Source organism: Actinomadura napierensis, assembly GCF_039529375.1.
GTDB lineage: Bacteria > Actinomycetota > Actinomycetes > Streptosporangiales > Streptosporangiaceae > Spirillospora > Spirillospora napierensis.
In genome coordinates, this window is the sequence record NZ_BAAAMR010000037.1 from 62,957 (window position 1) to 83,034 (window position 20,078).

Consider the following 20,078-nt stretch of genomic DNA (forward strand, 5'->3'; position numbering starts at 1 on the left):
GTCCGGTCATTGTCCGGCCGCGATCACTGCGAATGTGAGCCGTGCGCGCGGCGGTCGAATTGGAGTGTCGTGACCGTAACCGGAGAATCAGTCGAATCCAGGATGCGGGCGGAACATGACGGCCCGGTCGCCATCGTGGGATTGTCGTGCCGCATGCCGGGCGCCGCGGGCCCCGAAGAATTCTGGCGGCTGCTGCGGAGCGGGACCGACGCGGTCGGCGAGGCGCCCGAACAGCGCCGGGACGCCGGCACGATATGCGACCTGAGCCGACTTGACGTCGCGCCGGGAGCGCGGCGCGGCGGGTTCCTCGACCAGGTCGACGGGTTCGATGCCGCGTTCTTCGGCATCTCCCCGCGCGAGGCGGCGGTCATCGACCCCCGGCAGCGCCTGATGCTGGAGCTGGCCTGGGAAGCGCTGGAGGACGCGGGAATCGTTCCGCGGCGCCTGCGCGGCGGCAGGGCGGGCGTCTTCGTCGGCGCCATCGGGGACGATTACGCGAGCCTGGGAACGCGCTACGGGACCGGCACGATCACGCAGCACACCGCGACCGGGCTGAACCGCGGCATCATCGCCAACCGCGTCTCCTACACGCTCGGGCTCGGCGGCCCGAGCGTGACGGTCGACACCGGGCAGTCGTCGTCCCTGGTGGCGGTGCACATGGCCGGCGCGAGCGTACGCAGGGGCGAGTCGGACCTGGCACTGGCCGGCGGGGTCAACATCGCCATCACCCCGGACGGGTTCATCGCGGCCGACCGGTTCGGCGGCCTGTCTCCGGACGGCCGCTGCCACACCTTCGACGCTCGGGCGAACGGGTATGTGCGCGGCGAAGGCGGCGCCGTGGTCGTCCTCAAGCCGCTGGCCCGTGCGCTGGCCGACGGCGACCGGGTCTACTGCGTCATCCGCGGCAGCGCGGTCAACAACGATGGCGCGGGTGAGGGGCTGACGGTCCCGGCCCAGGCCGGGCAGGAGGAGGCCATCCGGATCGCCTGCCGCCGCGCCGCCGCCGGCCCGGCGGACGTCCAGTACGTGGAGCTGCACGGCACCGGAACCAGAGCGGGGGATCCCGTCGAGGCGGCGGCCCTCGGCGCGGTACTCGGCGCCCCGGCCGGTTCCGAGGAGATGAGCCGCCCGCTGGTGGTCGGCTCGGTCAAGACCAACATCGGGCACCTGGAAGGCGCGGCCGGGATCGCGGGGCTCGTCAAGACCGTCCTGTGCATCCGGCACCGCGAGCTCGTTCCCAGCCTCAACTTCGAACGCCCCCATCCACGCATCCCCCTGGACCGGCTCAACCTCCGCGTGCAGGACGCGGTGAGCCCCTGGCCTCAGCCCTCCCGGCCGCTCGTGGCGGGCGTGAGTTCGTTCGGGATGGGCGGCACCAACTGCCATGTGGTGCTGTCCGAACCGGACATCGACGAATCCGCAGGAGAGGTGAACGCCCCCGCCGGGGTCCGCCCCTTCCTGGTGTCGGCGCGGAGCGAGCGGGCGCTGCGCGCGCAGGCCGGGCTGCTGCGGGAGCATCTGGACACCGCCGATCCCCGGCCGGCCGACCTCGCCTGCTCGCTCGCCACGACCCGCTCGGCGTTCGAGTACCGTGCCGCGGTCCTCGCCGACGACGCCACGGGCCTCGCCAGAGGGCTCGATGCCCTCGCGCGCGGCGGCTCCTCACCGCGCCTCATCCGGGGCCGGGCCACCGGCGGCCAGATCGCCTTCCTGTTCGCCGGCGGCGGGACTCAGCGCCTCGGCATGGGCCGGGACCTCTACGACGCCCACGAGGAATTCGCCCGGTCGTTCGACGAAGCGTGCGCGCATCTGGACCGGCACCTGGACCACCGAGTGCCGGACGTGGTGTTCGCCGCCTGCGGAACGGCCGAGGCGGCGCTGCTCGACCAGACGCTGTACACGCAGGTGGGGCTGTTCGCGCTGGAGGTGGCGCTGTTCCGGCTCCTGGAGTCGTGGGGAGTCCGGCCGGACTACCTCATGGGCCACTCCAGCGGAGAGGTGGTCGCCGCCCATTGCGCAGGCGTCCTCTCGCTGGAGGACGCCTGCACACTGGCGGCCGCGCGGGGCCGCCTGATGCAGGCGCTTCCCGCGGGCGGCGCGATGGTGTCGGTCCAGGCATCCGAGGACGAGCTGCGCCCCCTGGTCTCCGAGCGCGGGGCCCAGGCGTCGATCGCGGTCATCAACGCACCGATGGCGACGGTCCTCTCCGGGGACGAGGAGGCCGTGCTGGACATCGCGGGGTACTGGAAGGACCAGGGACGCAAGACCAAGCGACTCCGGATCAGCCACGCGTCGCACTCGCCGCACACCGAGGGGATGCTGGAGGAGTTCGAGGGCATCGCGCGGCGGCTGGCGTTCCGGCCGCCGCGGATCCCGGTCGTGTCGAACGTGACCGGCCAGGTCGCCCCGGACGAGGACATCTGCGCGCCGAGGCACTGGGCACGGCAGGTGCGCAACACCGTGCGCTTCATGGACGGGATGCGCGGGCTGGAAGCGCTGGGTGTCTCCACTTACGTGGAACTCGGTCCGGGAGGCGAGCTGTCGGCGATCGGCCGCGATTGCGTCGACCCGGCCACGGCCGGGTTCGTGCCCACTCTGCGCGACGATCGCGCCGAGCCGCGCACGCTCCTCGGCGCGGTGGCCGAGCTGTCGGTTCGGGGCGCGGACGTGGACTGGGAGGCCGTGCTCACCGGGACGGGCGGGAGGCGCATCCCGCTGCCCACGTACCCGTTCCAGCGCGAACGGCACTGGCTGCGGCCGCCCGCCATGGGGAAGCCGGACGAGCCCCTCATGGTCGAGGAACCGGTGCAGGAAGACGCCGATGCGCGGCCGGACCACGACGGCGACCGGCCGGTCAGCGGGCTCGCGATGCTCGAGGTGGTCCGTGCCGAAGCGGCCACCGTGCTGGGGTACGACCGGCCGGAAGCGGTGGAGCCGCAATGGACGTTCCGCGACCTCGGCTTCGATTCGCTGACCGCGGTCGAGTTGCGCACCCGGCTGGTGCAGGCGACAGGGCTGCCCCTGCCTTCGACGGTGCTGTTCGACCATCCCTCACCCGAGGGGCTCGCGCGGCACCTGGCCGAACGGGCCGCGGGATCGTCCGACCCGGATCCGCGCGTGGTCCCGGGCCCCGCGGCCACGGCGAACGAGCCCGTCGCCATCGTCGCCATGGCCTGCCGGTACCCCGGAGGCGTGCAATCCCCCGAGGACCTGTGGGAGCTCGTCGCGGCGGGCCGCGACGCGATCTCCGGCTTCCCGGACGACCGCGGTTGGGATCTCGCGGCCTTGCACGACCCGGACCCGGGCCGCACCGGCACCACCTACGCCACCGCCGGCGGTTTCGTCCAGGGCGCGGGCCACTTCGACCCCGACCTGTTCGGCATCTCGCCTCGTGAGGCAGCGGCGATGGACCCCCAGCAGCGGCTCCTGCTGGAGACCTCATGGGAGGTCCTCGAACGAGCGGGCATCGACCCCACGTCCCTCAAAGGCAGCCGTACCGGCGTGTTCGTCGGCGGCACCCACCAGGAATACGGCCCGCGGCTGCATGAGGCCGGAAAGGACGCCGAGGGCTACCTTCTCACCGGGACCACGAGCAGCGTCATGTCCGGCCGCATCGCCTACGTGTTCGGCTTGGAGGGGCCCGCGGTCACCGTGGACACGGCGTGTTCGTCGTCGCTGGTCGCCCTGCATCAGGCGTGCCAGGCCGTGCTGCGGGGGGAGTGTGAACTCGCGCTGGCCGCGGGCGTCACGGTGATGTCCACCCCGGGGATGTTCACCGAGTTCAGCAGGCAGCGTGGGCTGGCGCCCGACGGGCGGTGCAAGCCGTTCGCCGCCTCGGCCGACGGGACGAGCTGGGCGGAGGGCGCCGCCGTGGTCCTCGTCGAGCCGCTGTCGGCCGCGCGGCGCAACGGCCATCGCGTGCTGGCGACGGTGGCCGGGTCGGCGACCAACCAGGACGGGGCCAGCAACGGGCTGACCGCGCCGAGCGGCCCGTCCCAGCGCAGGGTGATCGCCCATGCGCTCGCCGCGGCCGCGCTGTCACCGGACCAGGTGGACGCGGTGGAGGCGCACGGGACGGGCACCGCCCTGGGCGATCCGATCGAGGCCCGGGCCCTGCTGGCGGCCTACGGGCGGGACCGCGACAGGCCGCTCTGGCTGGGATCGATCAAATCCAACATCGGCCACACCCAGGCCGCGGCCGGGCTGGCGGGCGTGATCAAGATGGTGCAGGCGATGCGTCACAGGACGCTGCCGCGCACGCTGCACATCGACGCGCCCACGCCCCACGTCGACTGGTCGGCGGGCAAGGTCGCGCTGCTGACCGAGCCTGTCGACTGGTCCGACTCCGACCGCCCGCGCCGCGCAGCGGTGTCCTCCTTCGGCATCAGCGGCACCAACGCGCACGTGATCCTGCAAGAGCCCCCGGCCGAGGCGCCGGACGAGCGGCCCGGGCCCGCCTCGGCGCAGCCGGGCCGCGTGATGCCCCTGGCGCTGTCGGCGAAGAGCGAACCGGCGTTGCGGGCACAGGCCCGCAGGTTGCGCGAGCACGTGGCCGCCCTCCCGAACATGAGACCTTTGGACGTCGCGTATTCGCTGGCCACCACCCGGGCGGGTCTGGAGCGGCGCGGGGTCGTCCTGGCCGGCGACCGTGCGGCGATGACGGCCGGGCTGGAAGCTCTGGCCGAGGGCGACACCCGCTCCGGCGTCATCCGGGCGTCGGCCCGCCACGGCCGCGTCGCCGTGCTGTTCTCCGGCCAGGGGTCACAACGGCCCGGCATGGGCCGCGAGCTCTACGAGTCGTTCCCCGTCTTCGCGGAGGCCTTCGACGAGATCTGCGCGCATCTCGACCCCATCCTGGAGCGCCCGCTGCGCGAGGTCATGTTCACCGCTCCGGGACAGCCCGACGCCGTGCTGCTCGACCAGACCGAATACGCCCAGCCGGCACTGTTCGCGCTGGAGGCGGCCCTGTTCAGGACCGCCGAGGCATGGGGCCTGCTCCCCGATTTCGTGGCCGGTCATTCGATCGGCGAACTGACCGCCGCCTACGTGGCAGGGATCTTCTCGCTGGAGGACGCATGCGCGCTGGTGGCGGCGCGCGGTGCGCTGATGGGGCGGCTGCCCGCCGGGGGCGCCATGGCGGCGGTCCAGGCCACGGCGGAGGAGGTGGGGCGCCTCCTGGAAGGACGCGTCGGCCGCGTGTCGATCGCGGCGGTCAACGGCCCGGCGTCGCTCGTGGTCTCCGGCGATGAGCCCGTCGTCACCGAGATCACCGATGCATTCCGAGCCCAGGGCCGCAGGACCAGGCGGCTCACGGTGTCGCATGCCTTCCATTCCCCGCGCATGGAGCCGATGCTGGCCGAGTTCGGCGAGATCGCCGAGCGGCTGTCGTACCGGGCTCCGCGAATCCCCGTCGTGTCCAACCTGACCGGCGCGCCGGGAACGGCCGAGGAGCTGTGCTCGCCGCAGTACTGGGTCGACCACGTGCGGCGCCCGGTGCTGTTCGCCGCCTGCGTCGGCAGGCTGGCGGCTGAAGGCGTGACGCGGCTGGTGGAACTGGGCCCCGACGGCACCCTGGCCGCCCTGGCCGAAGAGATCCTCGCCGACGGGGAGGGCGGCGCAGCCGCTCTGGCCGTCCCGGTGCTCCACCGCGACCGGCCCGAAGCGGAGGCCTTCACGGCGGCCCTCGCCCGGCTGCACGCGCACGGCGTGGCGCTCGACTGGGAGGGCGTCTTCGCCGGCTCCGGAGCACGCCGAGTCGAGCTGCCCACCTACTCCTTCCAGCACCGCCGGTACTGGACGCCGGTGCCGCGCGCCGCCGGATCCGCGGCCGACCTGGGACTGGACGCGGCCGACCACCCGCTGCTCGGCGCCGCGGTCCGAGGATCCGACGGCGACGCCGTGACGTTGCACGGCCACCTCTCGCTGCGCACCCATCCCTGGCTGGCCGACCACGTCGTCGCGGGCGTACCGATGGTGCCCGCGACCGCCCTGATGGAACTGGCGCTGCGCGCCGCCGAGGAGACCGGCTGCGACCAGGTGGAGGAGCTCGTCCTGCGGGCTCCGCTGGTACTGCCGCCGGACGGGGGGATGCAGGTCCAGGTCACGGTGGGCGGCGCCGATGCTTCAGGCCGCCGGCCTCTGACGGTGGACTCGCGGACGGCCGACGTGCGGGCCGGCTCCGACCGGCCCTGGACCCGCAACGCCGACGGCGCGGTGCGCACTGGATCCGCGCCGCCGCCGGAGTGCGAACCGGCCGCCTGGCCCCCGGCGGGCGCGGTGCCCGTGCCGCTGGACGGCTTCTACGGCGACCTCGCACGGGCCGGCTACGAGTACGGCCCGGCCTTCCAGGCGCTGACGGCAGCCTGGCGATCAGGTGATGAGATCTTCGCCGAGGCCGCCCTGCCCGGCGACCTGCGCGACGACGCCGCGCGCTTCGGAATCCATCCGGTTCTGCTGGACGCGCTCCTGCACGCGCGGGTCGGGCTGGACGGCCAGGGAGATCCGGATGGCATGTCCCCGCGGCTGCCCTTCGCCTGGAACGGCGTGACCCTGCACGCCGCCGGCGCCACCGTGCTGCGGGCGCGGATGTCGGCGGGCGGCACGATGACGATCATCGACGGGGCGGGCTCGCCCGTGGCGACGGTGGACGCGCTGGCCCTGCGCGCACCGGCCCGTCCCATGCGGCCCACTGCGCAGGCTGTCCGCGATTCGCTGTTCCACCTGGAATGGCAGCCGATGCCAGAAGCGTCGGACGTGCCCGGCCTGACGCTGACCGTCGCCGACCTCCGGCCGGACGCTCTCCGCGTCGAGGCCGCGGTCGTCCATGAGACCACCGAACGAGCCTTGCGCGTCGTCGCCGACTGGCTTGCCGCCGAGCACCCCGAGAGTGCGCGGCTGGCCGTGCTGACCCGTGCGGCGGTCGCCGTCCACGACGGCGAGGACGCCGACCCGGCGCAGGCGGCGGTCTGGGGGCTCGTCCGCTCGGCACAGGCGGAGAACCCCGGGCGCCTGCTCCTGGCCGACACCGACGACGAAGGAGACGCCGCCGTCCTGGACGCCTGCCGGGTCGCGGTGGCCGCCGACGAACCGCAGCTCGCGCTGCGCGCGGAACAGCTCTTGGTGCCGAGGCTGGCACGGATGCCGGCTCCGGCACCGGAGGCGCCGGAGCCCGATCCCTCCGGCACGGTACTGATCACCGGAGGCACCGGCACGCTGGGCGGCCTGCTCGCCCGCCATCTGGTTGCCGAGCACGGCGTGCGGCATCTGGTCCTGGCCGGGCGCCGCGGCCCCGCCGCGCCCGGCGCCGCCGAACTGCGGGCCGAACTCGCCGCCGCCGGAGCCCGCGTGACCTTCGCCGCCTGCGACGCGGCCGACCGGGCCGACCTCGCCGCGACGCTGGAGCGGATTCCCGACGAGCATCCCCTGACGGGGGTGGTCCACGCGGCCGGAGCGGTGGACGACGGGATCATTCCCGCGCTCACCGCCGAACGGCTGGACCGGACACTGCGCCCCAAAGTGGACGCCGCGCTGAACCTGCACGAGCTGACCCGTGGCCTCGACCTGTCGATGTTCGTCCTCTACTCCTCGATCGCGGGCACGTTCGGGACTCCCGGCCAGGGCAACTACGCGGCGGCCAACGCGGCTCTGGACGCGCTCGCGAGGCATCGCCGAGCGCACGGGCTGCCGGGCGTGTCGATCGCCTGGGGGCTGTGGGCGCCGGAGAGCGCGATCAGCGGGACCCTGACCGACGGCGGCATGGCGCGCCTGCGCCGCGCCGGCATCGCCCCGCTCTCCTCCGAGGACGGTCTGGCGCTGTTCGACGCGTCGGTCGCATCCAGCCGGGTGGAGGTGATGGCGGCCTGCCTGGATCTGGCGGCCTTGCGGACGCGCACCGACGGCGGCCCGCTGCCGCCGATGCTGCGGGGGCTGGTCCGCGGCCGGAGCCGCCGGGCGGCGAACGGCAAGCCCACCACCGGCCTGGCCGGTCGGCTCGGCGCGCTCACGGAGGCCGAACAGCACCGGGAACTCCTCGGGTTGGTGCGGGCGCAGGTCGCCGATGTGCTGGGGCATGCGTCGTCGGGCGCGGTCGGGGACGACCGGGCGTTCGAGGACATCGGATTCGACTCGCTGACTGCGGTGGAACTCCGCAACCGGCTCAACACGGCGACCGGGCTTCGGCTCCCGCCTACCCTCCTGTTCGACCATCCCACCGTCCACCGGCTGGCCGTACGTCTACAGGAGGAACTGCTGGACACGGCCGCCTCGCGGGCGGATGTCGCACCGGGGCCCGCCGAAGGAGCACCGGACGAGCCGATCGCGATCGTGGGAATGGGCTGCCGCTACCCGGGCGGCGTGGCCTCCCCGGAGGACCTGTGGGACCTCGTGGCCGCAGGCCGCGACGCGATCTCGGGTTTCCCCGACGACCGTGGCTGGGATCTGGACGGGCTGTATCACCCCGACCCCGACCATCCCGGCACCTCGTACACCCGCGAGGGCGGGTTCCTCCACGACGCGGCGCAGTTCGACGCCGAGTTCTTCGGCATCTCCCCGCGCGAGGCGCTGGCGATGGATCCGCAGCAGCGGCTGCTGCTGGAGACCTCCTGGGAGGCACTGGAGCGGGCCGGCATCGATCCGGCATCGCTGAAGGGCAGCCCGGCCGGAGTGTTCGCCGGGGTCATGTACTACGACTACGCGCGCGGAGGCAGGCTGCCGCAGGCCGCGGAAGGCTACGCGGTGACGGGCACGTCCGGCAGCGTGGTGTCCGGCCGGGTGGCGTATTCGTTCGGGCTGGAGGGACCCGCGGTCACCGTGGACACAGCATGCTCCTCGTCCCTGGTCGCGCTGCACCTGGCGGCGCAGGCGCTGCGCCGTGGTGAGTGCTCGCTGGCCCTGGTAGGCGGCGTGACGGTAATGGCCGCCCCGGACACCTTCGTGGAGTTCAGCAGGCAGCGCGGGCTCGCGCCGGACGGCCGGTGCAAGTCGTTCGGCGCGTCGGCCGACGGGGTGGCCTGGTCGGAGGGCGCGGGGGTGCTCGTCCTGGAGCGGCTGTCGCAGGCCAGGCGCAACGGGCACCCGGTGCTGGCGGTGGTGCGCGGCACCGCCACCAACCAGGACGGGGCGTCGAACGGGCTGACGGCGCCGAACGGCCCCTCCCAGCAGCGTGTGATCCGCGCCGCGCTGGCCGCCGCGCGCCTCCGGCCGGACCAGGTGGACGCGGTGGACGGGCACGGGACGGGGACCACACTGGGAGATCCGATCGAGGCCCAGGCGCTGCTGGCCGCCTACGGCCGGGACCGGTCGCCGGACCGGCCGCTGCGGCTGGGCTCGGTCAAGTCCAACATCGGGCACGCGCAGGCGGCCGCCGGTGTCGCGGGCGTGATCAAGATGGTGATGGCGATGCGCCACGGCGAGCTGCCGCCGTCGCTGCACGGCGCCGAGCCGACTCCGCACGTGGACTGGTCCGCCGGGGCGGTGTCGCTGCTGGTCGAGCCGGTTCCGTGGCCTCGCGGCGACCGCCCGCGAAGGGCGGGCGTCTCGTCCTTCGGCATCAGCGGGACCAACGCCCATGTGATCCTCGAAGACGCCGGTGAGGCCGCCGGCACGCCCGCCCGGCCTTCCGATGATGGCGCGACGGTGATCCCCTGGGCCTTGTCGGGCCGGACCGAGGACGCGCTGCGGGCCCAGGCGGCCAGGCTGCGGGAGTTTCTCGCGACCCGCCCCGACCTCGGGTCGGCGGACGTGGGATTCTCGCTGGCCACCACGCGGACGGCCTTGGAGCACCGCGCGGTGATCCTGGTGCGCGACCGCGAAGAGGCGTTGCGGGACCTTGCCGAGCTGTCGCAGGGGCGGCACACGCCGGACGTGGTCCAGGGCGAAGTGCACGCCGACGGAAGAGTCGCGTTCCTGTTCCCCGGCCAAGGCGCCCAGCGGGCCGGCATGGGCCGCGGCCTCTACGAGGCGTATCCCGTGTTCGCCGAAGCGTTCGACCAGATCTGCGAGCGCCTCGACCCGAAGCTGGGATGCTCGCTGCGCGAGGTGGTGTTCGGCGGTGAGGCCCCCGGCGGGTTGTCGCTCGATGACACGGTCTACGCCCAGGCGGGACTGTTCGCCGTCGAGACGTCCCTGTTCCGCCTGCTGGCGGCGTGGGGAATACGGCCGGACTTCCTGCTGGGGCACTCGATCGGGGAACTGGCCGCGGCTCATGTGGCCGGTGTGCTGTCCCTGGACGACGCGTGCTCCTTGGTAGCGGCGCGAGGAGGGCTGATGCAGCGGCTACCGGGCGGCGGCGCGATGGTCGCGGTGGAGGCGTCGGAGGACGAGGTGCTGCCGCTTCTGGCCGGCCGGCAGCAACGGGTGGCGATCGCGGCCCTGAACGGGCCTTCCGCCACTGTTCTCTCCGGGCACGCGGAGGATGTCGAGGCGGTGGCCGCCCACTGGCGGGAGCGCGGCCGCAAGACCAGGCGGCTGCGGGTCAGCCACGCCTTCCACTCGCCGCGGATGGAGCCGATGCTGGCCGACTTCCGCGCCGTGGCAGCGGGGCTGCGCTTCCACCCTCCCGAGATCCCCATCGTCTCCAACCTCACCGGCGAGCCCGTCCCCGCAGAGCGGATCTGTTCCGCCGACTACTGGGTCGAGCACATCTGCGGCGCCGTGCGCTTCGCCGACGGCGTGCGGTGGCTCGGAACCCAGGACGTCACCGCCTGCGTCGAGCTGGGTCCCGGGGTGCTGACCGCGATGGCTCAGGAGTGCTTGGACGTGGCGCCCGCAATGGCTCCCGCGCTGCGCGAGAACCGGCCCGAGCCCGAGGCGGTACTGGGCGCGGTCGCGCGGGCTCACACCGCCGGCGTGCCCCTGGACTGGGCGGCCCTGTTCGCGCCGGCGTCGCCCCACCGGATCGACCTGCCGACCTACGCGTTCCAGCGGCGGCCCTTCTGGCTCACCGCGGACACCGGGCGGGGGGATGCGGCGGGGCTCGGCCTGGCCGCCGCCGAGCATCCCTTGCTGGGAGCCTCGGTCGGGCTGGCCGACGGTGACGGGACGCTCTTCACCGGCAGGCTGTCGCTGCGCACCCATCCGTGGCTCGGCGACCACCGGGTGCTGGGCACGGCCGTCGTGCCGGCCACCGCGTTCCTGGAGATGGCCGTTCGCGCCGGGGACGAGCTGGGCGGCGGCCGGGTGGAGGAGCTCACCCTGGAGGCACCCCTCGGCGTCCCTGCCCAGGACGCGGTGGCGTTGCAGGTCAGGGTCATGGCGGACAGCGTGCCCGGACGGTGGACGCTGAGCGTTCATTCGCGCCCGGAGAAGGCGCCGGCGGGAACGTCGTGGACGCGGCACGCCACCGGGGCCCTCGGCTCGGCCGCGAGCGCGCCTCCTACATCCGTCGAGGCGGTGTGGCCTCCAGAGGGCGCGGAGCCGATCGACGTGGCCGATCTCTACGAGCGAGCCGCCGCCGGCGGCCTCGACTACGGTCCCGGCTTCCGGCGGCTGCGCGCGGTCTGGCGGCGCGGCGGGGAGGTGTTCGCGGAGGTGGGTCTCGATTCCGACGCCGGCGGCGCACCGGAAGGATTCGTCGCGCATCCGGCACTGCTGGACGCGGCGCTCCAGGCCGGGCTTCCGCTGATCGCCGAGGGAGAGGACGGCCCGGGGCGGATGCCGTTCGTCTGCACAGGGGTCGACGTCTTCGCCTCGGGCGCATCGGCCCTGCGCGTCAGAGTCGTCCCGGAGGGCGGCGACGGGATCGCGGTGACGGCATGGGACCCGGAAGGGAGGCCTGTCGCCTCGTTCGACTCGGTGGCGCTGCGCCCTGTGCCGGCCCTGCGGCCGCGCGACGGCGGCGAATGGCTGTTCCATGTCGACTGGACGCAGCTGCCTGGCAATGTGCGCGGCGCTCCGGACCCGGGCTGCTGGGCCGTGCTGGGTGCCGACGGCCTCGGGCTGGGCCGGGCGCTGGAATCCTCCGGTGCGCGAATGCACCACCACCCGGATCTCGCCAGGTTGGCCGCATCGATCGAGGCGGGCGACCCCGTCCCCGACGTCGTGGCGCTGCCATGCGGGGATCCGGAGGGAGCCGGCGACGGAGAGGCCGCAGAGCAGATGACGGTGGCGGTGCTCGGCACAGTGCAACGATGGCTCGCCGACCCTCGGTTCGAGTCCTCCCGGCTGGCCGTGTTCACCCGCGGAGCCGTGCAGGCGGGCGACGGAGGCGAGGTGGCGGATCTGGCCTGCGCCCCGCTCTGGGGCCTGATGCGTTCGGCGCAGGCGGAGCACCCGGGCCGCTTCCTGATCGTCGACCTCGACGGCGATCCCGCCTCGTCGCGCGCCGTCGCCGGCTGCCTGCCGACGGCGGCGGACGCGGACGAACCGCAGCTTGCGATCCGGCGCGGTGAGGTTCTGGTGCCCCGGCTGACCGGCACCGGGACCGACCCCGCGCTCACGCCTCCCGGCGGAGTCCGGGCATGGCGGATGGCGGCGCCGGGCAGCGCGACGCTGGAGGATCTGGAGTTCGTCCCGCACCCGGAGGCCGAGGCCCGGCTGGGGCCGGGGGAGGTCCGCGTGGCGGTGCGCGCCGCGGGCCTGAACTTCCGGGACGTGCTGATCGCCCTGGGCATGTACCCCGACGCGGGCGCCCCGCTTGGCAGCGAGGGGGCCGGCGTGGTCACCGAGGTCGGCGCCGGGGTCGCCGATCTGGCCGTGGGCGACAGGGTGGTGGGCCTGATCCCCAGCGCCTTCGGACCGGTGGCGACGGTGGACCGGCGGATGCTCGCGCGCATCCCGGCGGGCTGGCCGTACGCACGGGCGGCGGCCGTGCCGGTGGCCTACCTGACGGCCTACTACGGGTTGGTCGACCTGGCCGGCCTGCAGCCGGGCGAGTCGGTGCTGGTGCACGCCGCGACAGGCGGCGTGGGCATGGCCGCGGTGCAGTTGGCCCGCCACCTCGGCGCAGAGGTGTTCGCCACGGCCAGCGAGGGCAAGTGGCCGGCCCTGCGCTCGCTGGGGCTGGACGACGCGCACATCGCGTCGTCCCGCGACCTGGGGTTCGAGCACCGGTTCCTGGACGCGACCGGCGGCCGCGGCATGGACGTCGTCCTGGACGCGCTGAACGGCGAGTTCGTCGATGCGTCGCTGCGGCTGCTGCCCCGGGGCGGCCGGTTCGTGGAGATGGGCAAGACCGACATCCGCGACGCCGATGAGGTCGCCGGCTCCTACCCCGGCGTGGCCTACCGGGCCTACGACGTGCTGGAAGCGGGCCCGGAGCGGATCGGCCGGATGCTGGCGGAGATCCTCGGGCTGTTCGAGCGGGAGGTGCTGCAGCCTCCGCCGCTGCGCGCCTGGGACCTGCGGCAGGCGCGGCAGGCGTTCCGGTTCATGAGCCAGGCCCGGCACATCGGCAAGATCGTCTTCACCGTGCCGTCGGCGTCCGACCCGTCGGGCACCGTCCTGATCACCGGCGGTACCGGAACGCTGGGCCGGCAGGTGGCGCGCCACTTGGTGGAACGGCACGGGATGCGGCACCTGCTGCTGACCGGCCGGCAGGGCTCGCGGGCGCCCGGCGCCGCGGAACTGGTGGCCGAGCTGACCGGGCTCGGCGCGCAGGTGACGGTGGCGGCCTGCGACGCCGCCGACCGCGCGGACCTCGCAAGGCTGCTGGCCGGCGTCCCGGCCGAGCACCCGTTGACCGCGGTGGTGCACGCGGCGGGCGTGGTGGACGACGCGGTGCTGGGCTCGATGACCCCGGAGCAGGTGGCACGGGTGATGCGGCCCAAGGTCGCCGCCGCGATGAACCTGGACGAGCTGACCCGCGGGCCGGACCTCGCGGAGTTCGTGCTGTTCTCCTCCAGCGCCGGTGTGCTCGGCACACCCGGGCAGGCCAACTACGCGGCGGCGAACACGTTCGAGGACGCTCTCGCGGCCCGGCGCAAGGCCCAGGGGCTCCCGGCCGTGTCGCTGGCCTGGGGGCTGTGGGCGGAGACCAGCCGGATGACCGCGCACCTGGACGGCGCCGACCTGGCCCGGCTCGGCCGGTCCGGAGTCGTGCCGCTGCCCCTGGAGCAGGGGCTGGCGCTGTTCGACACGGCGCGCGGCGACGGGCGGGCGCTGCTGGTGCCGGCCTGGCTGGACGTGCCCGCATTGCGGGCGCAGGCCGGATCCGGGGCGCCCCCGGCGGTCCTGCGCGCCCTGGTCGGTGGCGCCGGACGCCGCACCGCGGGCCACGGCGATCGTGCGGCCGGGCCCTCGCTCGCCGAGCGGCTGGCGCGGCTGCCCGCGGGAGGCCGGCACGGGATCCTGCTGGACGTCGTCCGGGCCAACGCCGCCACGGTGCTCGGGCACCGGTCGGCGGACGCGGTCACCACGACCGCGACGTTCAAGGAGCTCGGGTTCGACTCGCTCACCGCGGTCGAGTTCCGCAACCGCCTCAGTACCGCCGCGGGCACCCGCCTGCCGGCCACGCTCGTCTTCGACCACCCCACGCTCGACGCGCTCGCGCGGTACCTGGGCACGGTCCTGGCCGGCGGCGAGGCGGCGGAACCGCGGCCGGGAGCCCCTGCGGTGCTGAGCGAACTGGACCGGCTGGAGACCGCGCTCGGCGCGGCCCCCGGCGGCTGGAGCGGCCACCAGGAGGTCACCGCGCGCCTGGAGGCGCTGCTCGGGCGCTGGCGGGACCGGCACGCCGGCGCCGGAGCGCCCGCGACCGACCGCCTCGAAACGGCGACCTCGGACGAGGTCATCGACTTCATCGACAGAGAACTCGGAATCTCCTGAGCCGGCGGCCGACGGGCCATACCACCTGAAGCGAAGGGACGGGACTCACGTGGACCAGGGCGGACAGAAGGACGATCTCTGGTTGCGGCGCTTCCACGAGGGCGTGGACGGCGATCCGCTGCTGGTCTGCTTCCCGCACGCGGGCGGCTCGGCGGCCTATTTCTTCCCGGTCTCCGCGGCGCTGTCCGGCTCGGCGAACGTGCTGGCCGTGCAGTACCCGGGTAGGCAGGACCGGCGCAGGGAGCCGCCGGTCGACACCATCGACGAGCTGGCCGCCGCGGTCTTCACGGCGCTGCGCGGCGTGCTGGACCGCCCGCTGGTGTTCTTCGGGCACAGCATGGGGGCCGTCACCTGCTACGAGGTGGCCCGCGCGATAGAGCGTGAGACGGCAGTGAGCCCGCTGGGAATCATCGTCTCAGGCCGCCGGGCGCCGTCGCTGCACCGGACGGAAACCGTGCACACCCGGGACGACCAGGGGCTCATCGCCGAAGTGCACTCCCTGGAGGGCACCGACGCGGGCGTGCTGGGAGACGAGGAGCTCCTGCGGATGATCCTTCCGGCCCTCCGGACCGACTACAAGGCGATCGAGACCTATCGGTACCGGCCCGGCCCCCCGCTGCGCTGCCCGATCGCGGCCTACATCGGCGACTCCGACCCGAAGGTCGCCGTGTCGGAGGCCGCGGCGTGGCGCGACCACACGTCGGCCTCCTTCGGCCTGCGCGTCTTCGCGGGCGGCCACTTCTATCTGGGGGACCGCCCGGCGGAGACCATCAAGGCGGTCTCCGAGGACATCCTCGCCTTCCGGGCCGCCATCGCGTGATCTTCGCGGGCGCCCAAGGACCGTGTTAGCGCAGCTTTAGCCGGTCCGGAGATCGTGAATGCGGGCCACCGCGAGACGCGGCCCCGGTGAGAGGACGAGCCGGACGGAGCGCGGCGAGGCCGCGGGGAAGGAGACGGGGCGTGGGCGAATCGGTCCCCCATGACGGTGCGGCGCCGGCCGACGCGCTGCTGGAGATGCACCGCTCGGGCGCCCTGGCTGCCCGGTATCCCGAGGCCCAGCGTCTGGTGGCCGAGCTGAGCGGGCGCGAGCTTGTGCGGGCGGGGAACCTGCTCGCCCGCCTGGACGCCGATGAGACGGCCAAGCGGCACCCGGGAATCCCCGCGGTGACGGTCGCGCTCACCGGGCACGGCACGCTGCCGGATCTGCTGCCCGCGCTGACGGCGCAGGTCGCCCGGCACGGATTTCTCCTGCGCCCGTTCACGGGGCGGTTCGACGGCTACGTCCTCGACCTCGGTGACCCGGGCAGCGACCTGTACGCCGCCGAACCCGACGTCGTCCTGTGCGTGCTGGACCCGGCGATCGTGTTCGACGAGGTCGTCGTCCCCTGGGGACCCGCGGACGTGGAGCGCGTCGGCCTGGAGAAGACCGGCCTGCTGAAGGGGCTCGCCACCACGTTCGAGGCCAGCTGCCGCGGCACGCTGGTGCTCAACACCCTGCCCCTGCTGCGGCGGTACGCCGCACAGCTCGTCGACCACCGGTCGAGGGCCCGGCTGGGAGCACTGTGGCGCGATCTCAACGCCCGGTTGCTGCACCTGTGCGAGGAGCACGAGCGGGTCGTGGTGCTGGACCTCGACCCGCTCGCCGCCGAGGCGTCGCCCGCCAGCGACCCGCGCATGAGCGTCTACGCCAAGGCGCACTTGTCCCCGGACTTGCTGGCCGCATACGCCCGTGAGGCGGGGCATCTGGTCCGGCATCTCTCCGGCCGCACCAAAAAGTGCCTGGTCCTCGACTTGGACAACACGTTGTGGGGCGGCGTGCTCGGTGACGACGGCGCGGACGGCATCGAGGTGGGGGAGGGGCACCGCGGCGAGGCGTTCCGGGAGTTCCAGCGCGTGGTGAAGCAGATCGGCGCGCAGGGGCCGCTGCTCGCAGTGGTGAGCAAGAACGACGTCGAGCCGGTCCGCCGGGTCCTGCGCGAGCATCCCGGCATGGTCCTGCGCGAGGACGACTTCGTCCACGTCATCGCCAACTGGCGGCCCAAGCCCGAGAACGTCGCCGCGCTCGCCCGGGAGCTCAACCTGGGGGAGCACAGCCTCGTCTTCGCCGACGACAGCGCCTTCGAGCGCTGGCTCGTGCGGTCCGAGCACCCCGACGTGGCGGTGGTGGACCTCGACGCGGACCCGGCGCTGCACGGCGAGAGGCTGCTGGCCGACGGCTGGTTCGACGTGCGGCAGACGACGGCCGAGGACCACGTCCGCAAGGTCAGATACCAGGACGAGTGGGCCCGCAAGGACTTCCTGCATACCTTCGACTCGGTCGAAGACTACCTGCGCGAGCTGGACGTCCGGGTCGTCCTGGCCGACGCCGCCGGGGAGGACGCGGCGCGGATCTCCCAGCTCACCATGCGGACCAACCAGTTCAACACGGTCACGTGCCGGCTCGGCGTCGCCGAGATCAGGGAGTTGCTCAAGGACTCCCGCACGCGGATCCTGACCATCCGATCCCGTGACCGGTTCGGCGACAACGGCATGGTGGGCGCGCTGTTCACCCGGTGGTCGGACGAGACCGTCCGCATCGACGGGTTCCTGCTGAGCTGCCGCGTGTTCGGCCGCGGGATCGAGCAGGCGTGCCTGGCGGCGGTGCTGCGGCACGCGCGCGCCGGGGCAGCGCGCACCGTCCACGGCGCCTATCGCCCGACGCCCAAGAACGGCGGCGTCGCGGACCTCTACTCCCGGCATGGCTTCGTGCGGGACGCGGCGCCCGGCGGCGGATCCTCCGGGCTGGACGGCTCCGCCGAGATGACGTGGTTCCGGCACGACCTCGCCGAGATCTTCACGCCGCCCGACCATGTCCGCCTCATCGACGACTTTGGGGGGCACGTGCCGTGAACACGATCGACGACTTCATCGCGCTCGTCCGGGACCACCTCGGCTTGCCGGTGACCGCCGAGGACGCCGAGCGCCCCCTGGACCAGGTCCCCGGATGGGACTCGATGCACCTGCTCTGGCTGCTCACGACGATCGAGCGGGAGACCGGGCGGAGCGTGGCCCTGCCCGACCTTCTCCAGGCATCGAACCTGCACGAGATGTACCTGCTGGCGGTGGACCGGGTGAGCCCAGGGGTGGTTCCGGATGGCGGATGAACAGAAGCTCGTCGACTACCTGAAGTGGACGACGGCCGAACTGCACCGGACGCGGGAGCGGCTGTCGGAACTGGAGTCCGCCGGCTCCGAGCCGATCGCGATCGTGGGGATGGGGTGCCGTTACCCGGGCGCCGTCCGGACCCCCGACGACCTGTGGCGGCTGGTCGCCGACGGTACCGACGCGGTGTCCGCCTTCCCCTCCGACAGAGGGTGGGACCTGGACGCGTTATGCCACCCGGACATGGAGCGCAGGGGCACCAGCTACGCCCACGAGGGAGCCTTCCTCTACGACGCGGGCCGGTTCGACGCCGAGTTCTTCGGAATCAGCCCGCGCGACGCGCTGGCGACCGATCCGCAGCAGCGCCTCCTGCTGGAGACCGCCTGGGAGGCCGTCGAGAGCGCCGGCATCGATCCCGCCGGCCTGCAGGGCAGCCGCACCGGGGTGTTCGCCGGGATCATCTATCTCGACTACGGGACGGGCTTCCAGCGGATGCCCGAGGAGTTCGACGGCCAGATCGGGATCGGTGGCGCCGCCAGCTTCGCCTCGGGCCGGGTGGCCTACAGCCTTGGACTGGAGGGGCCCGCCGTCACCGTCGACACCGCCTGCTCCTCCGCGCTGGTGGCGCTGCACTGGGCCTGCAGATCGCTCCGGCTCGGGGAATGCGATCTCGCCCTGGCGGGCGGCGCGACCATCATGTGCACTCCCGCCCTGTTCGTGGAGTTCTCCCGGCAGCGGGGCCTGGCCCGGGACGGCCGCTGCAAGTCGTTCGCGGCGGCGGCGGACGGTACCGGCTGGGGCGAGGGCGTCGGGCTCCTGCTGGTCGAGCGGCTGTCGGACGCGCGCCGCAACGGGCACCCGGTGCTGGCGGTGGTGCGGGGCTCGGCCGTCAACCAGGACGGTGCCAGCAACGGCCTCACGGCACCCAACGGCCCGTCCCAGCAGCGGGTCATCCAGGCCGCCTTGGCCGACGCCCGCCTTACCCCGGCCGACGTGGACGTCGTTGAGGCCCACGGGACCGGCACCACACTGGGCGACCCGATCGAAGCACAGGCGGTCATCGCCACCTACGGCCGGCAACGCCCCAGCGACCGTCCACTCCGACTGGGCTCCATCAAATCCAACATCGGTCACACCCAGGCCGCCGCCGGCGTCGCCGGAATCATCAAAATGGTGGGGGCCCTTGAACATGGAGTCCTGCCGCAGACTCTGCACGTCGATGAGCCCACCCCACATGTGGACTGGTCCGCCGGAGCCGTCGAGCTGCTCACCGAGTCGATTCCCTGGCCCGAGGCCGAACGACCGCGCCGTGCCGCGGTTTCGTCCTTCGGGATGAGCGGCACGAACGCGCACGTCATCATCGAGGAGGCGCCCGCTCCGGACGAGGACGACGAAGCCGTTCGTCTACGGGCACCCACCGCCGATGCCCCTGGGGTGCATCCGGAGGAGCCGGCCACGGGCACGTTGGTGCCGTGGTTGTTGTCGGCGAAAAGTGAAGCGGGGTTGGCGGCGCAGGCGCGGCGCCTGACCGGGCACCTGGACGCCCACGCCGACCTGGACGCCGGTCAGGTGGCGTGGGCGCTGGCCACCACCCGCTCGATGCTGGAGCACCGCGCCGTGATCGTCGGCGACCGGGAGACGCTGCGCGAAGGCCTGGCAGCACTGGCAGCCGGGGAGCCGCACCCCGCCATGGTCACCGGCCGAGCCGCCCCAGGCGGCGGAAAACTCGCCCTCATGTACTCCGGTCAGGGCTCCCAACGCCCCGGCATGGGCGCCCAGCTCTACCAGCACCTCCCGGTATTCGCCGAAGCACTCGACCAGGTCTGCGCCGCACTGGACCCCCACCTGGACCAGCCCCTCAAACCCATCATCTTCGGTCAGCACCCCGACCTGCTCGACCACACCCTCTACACCCAACCCGCACTGTTCGCTCTCCACACCGCGCTCACCCACACTCTCACCACCTTCGGCATCACACCCCACCACCTGCTGGGCCACTCCATCGGAGAAATCAGCGCCGCCCACACCGCCGGCATCCTCGCCCTCCACGACGCCGCACACCTGGTCACCACCCGCGCCCACCTCATGAACACCCTCCCCCCCGGCACCATGGCCGCCATCAACACCACCCCCCACAACCTCACCCCCCACCTCGGACCCCACGCCCACATCGCCGC

Annotated in this window: 5 protein-coding genes; all 5 read left to right on the forward strand. The window is 73.5% G+C overall.

Annotated features, from left to right (window positions below):
* Positions 1–102 precede the first annotated feature (102 nt).
* On the forward strand, positions 103–14,760 hold the full coding sequence (locus ABD296_RS21665; protein WP_344269889.1) for an SDR family NAD(P)-dependent oxidoreductase: 14,658 nt from the start codon (positions 103–105) through the stop codon (positions 14,758–14,760).
* Positions 14,761–14,809: 49 nt separating this feature from the next.
* Entirely contained in the window at positions 14,810–15,580 is a 771-nt protein-coding gene (locus tag ABD296_RS21670; protein WP_344269892.1) for a thioesterase II family protein, read from the forward strand.
* Between the two features lie 140 nt (positions 15,581–15,720).
* Complete coding sequence (locus tag ABD296_RS21675; RefSeq protein ID WP_344269894.1) at positions 15,721–17,649, forward strand: HAD-IIIC family phosphatase; 1,929 nt, start codon at positions 15,721–15,723, stop codon at positions 17,647–17,649.
* Positions 17,646–17,903, forward strand: coding sequence for an acyl carrier protein (locus ABD296_RS21680; RefSeq protein WP_344269898.1), 258 nt, complete (start codon positions 17,646–17,648; stop codon positions 17,901–17,903). The genes ABD296_RS21675 and ABD296_RS21680 overlap by 4 nt, the downstream gene beginning before the upstream one ends.
* On the forward strand, positions 17,893–20,078 hold a 2,186-nt coding region (locus ABD296_RS21685; RefSeq protein ID WP_344269901.1), incomplete at its 3' end, for a type I polyketide synthase. The genes ABD296_RS21680 and ABD296_RS21685, both read left to right, overlap by 11 nt.

Excerpts from the sequence above, each read along its gene's own strand:
- ABD296_RS21665 (WP_344269889.1), top strand. The coding sequence starts at position 103 with ATGCGGGCGGAACATGACGGCCCGGTCGCCATCGTGGGATTGTCGTGC.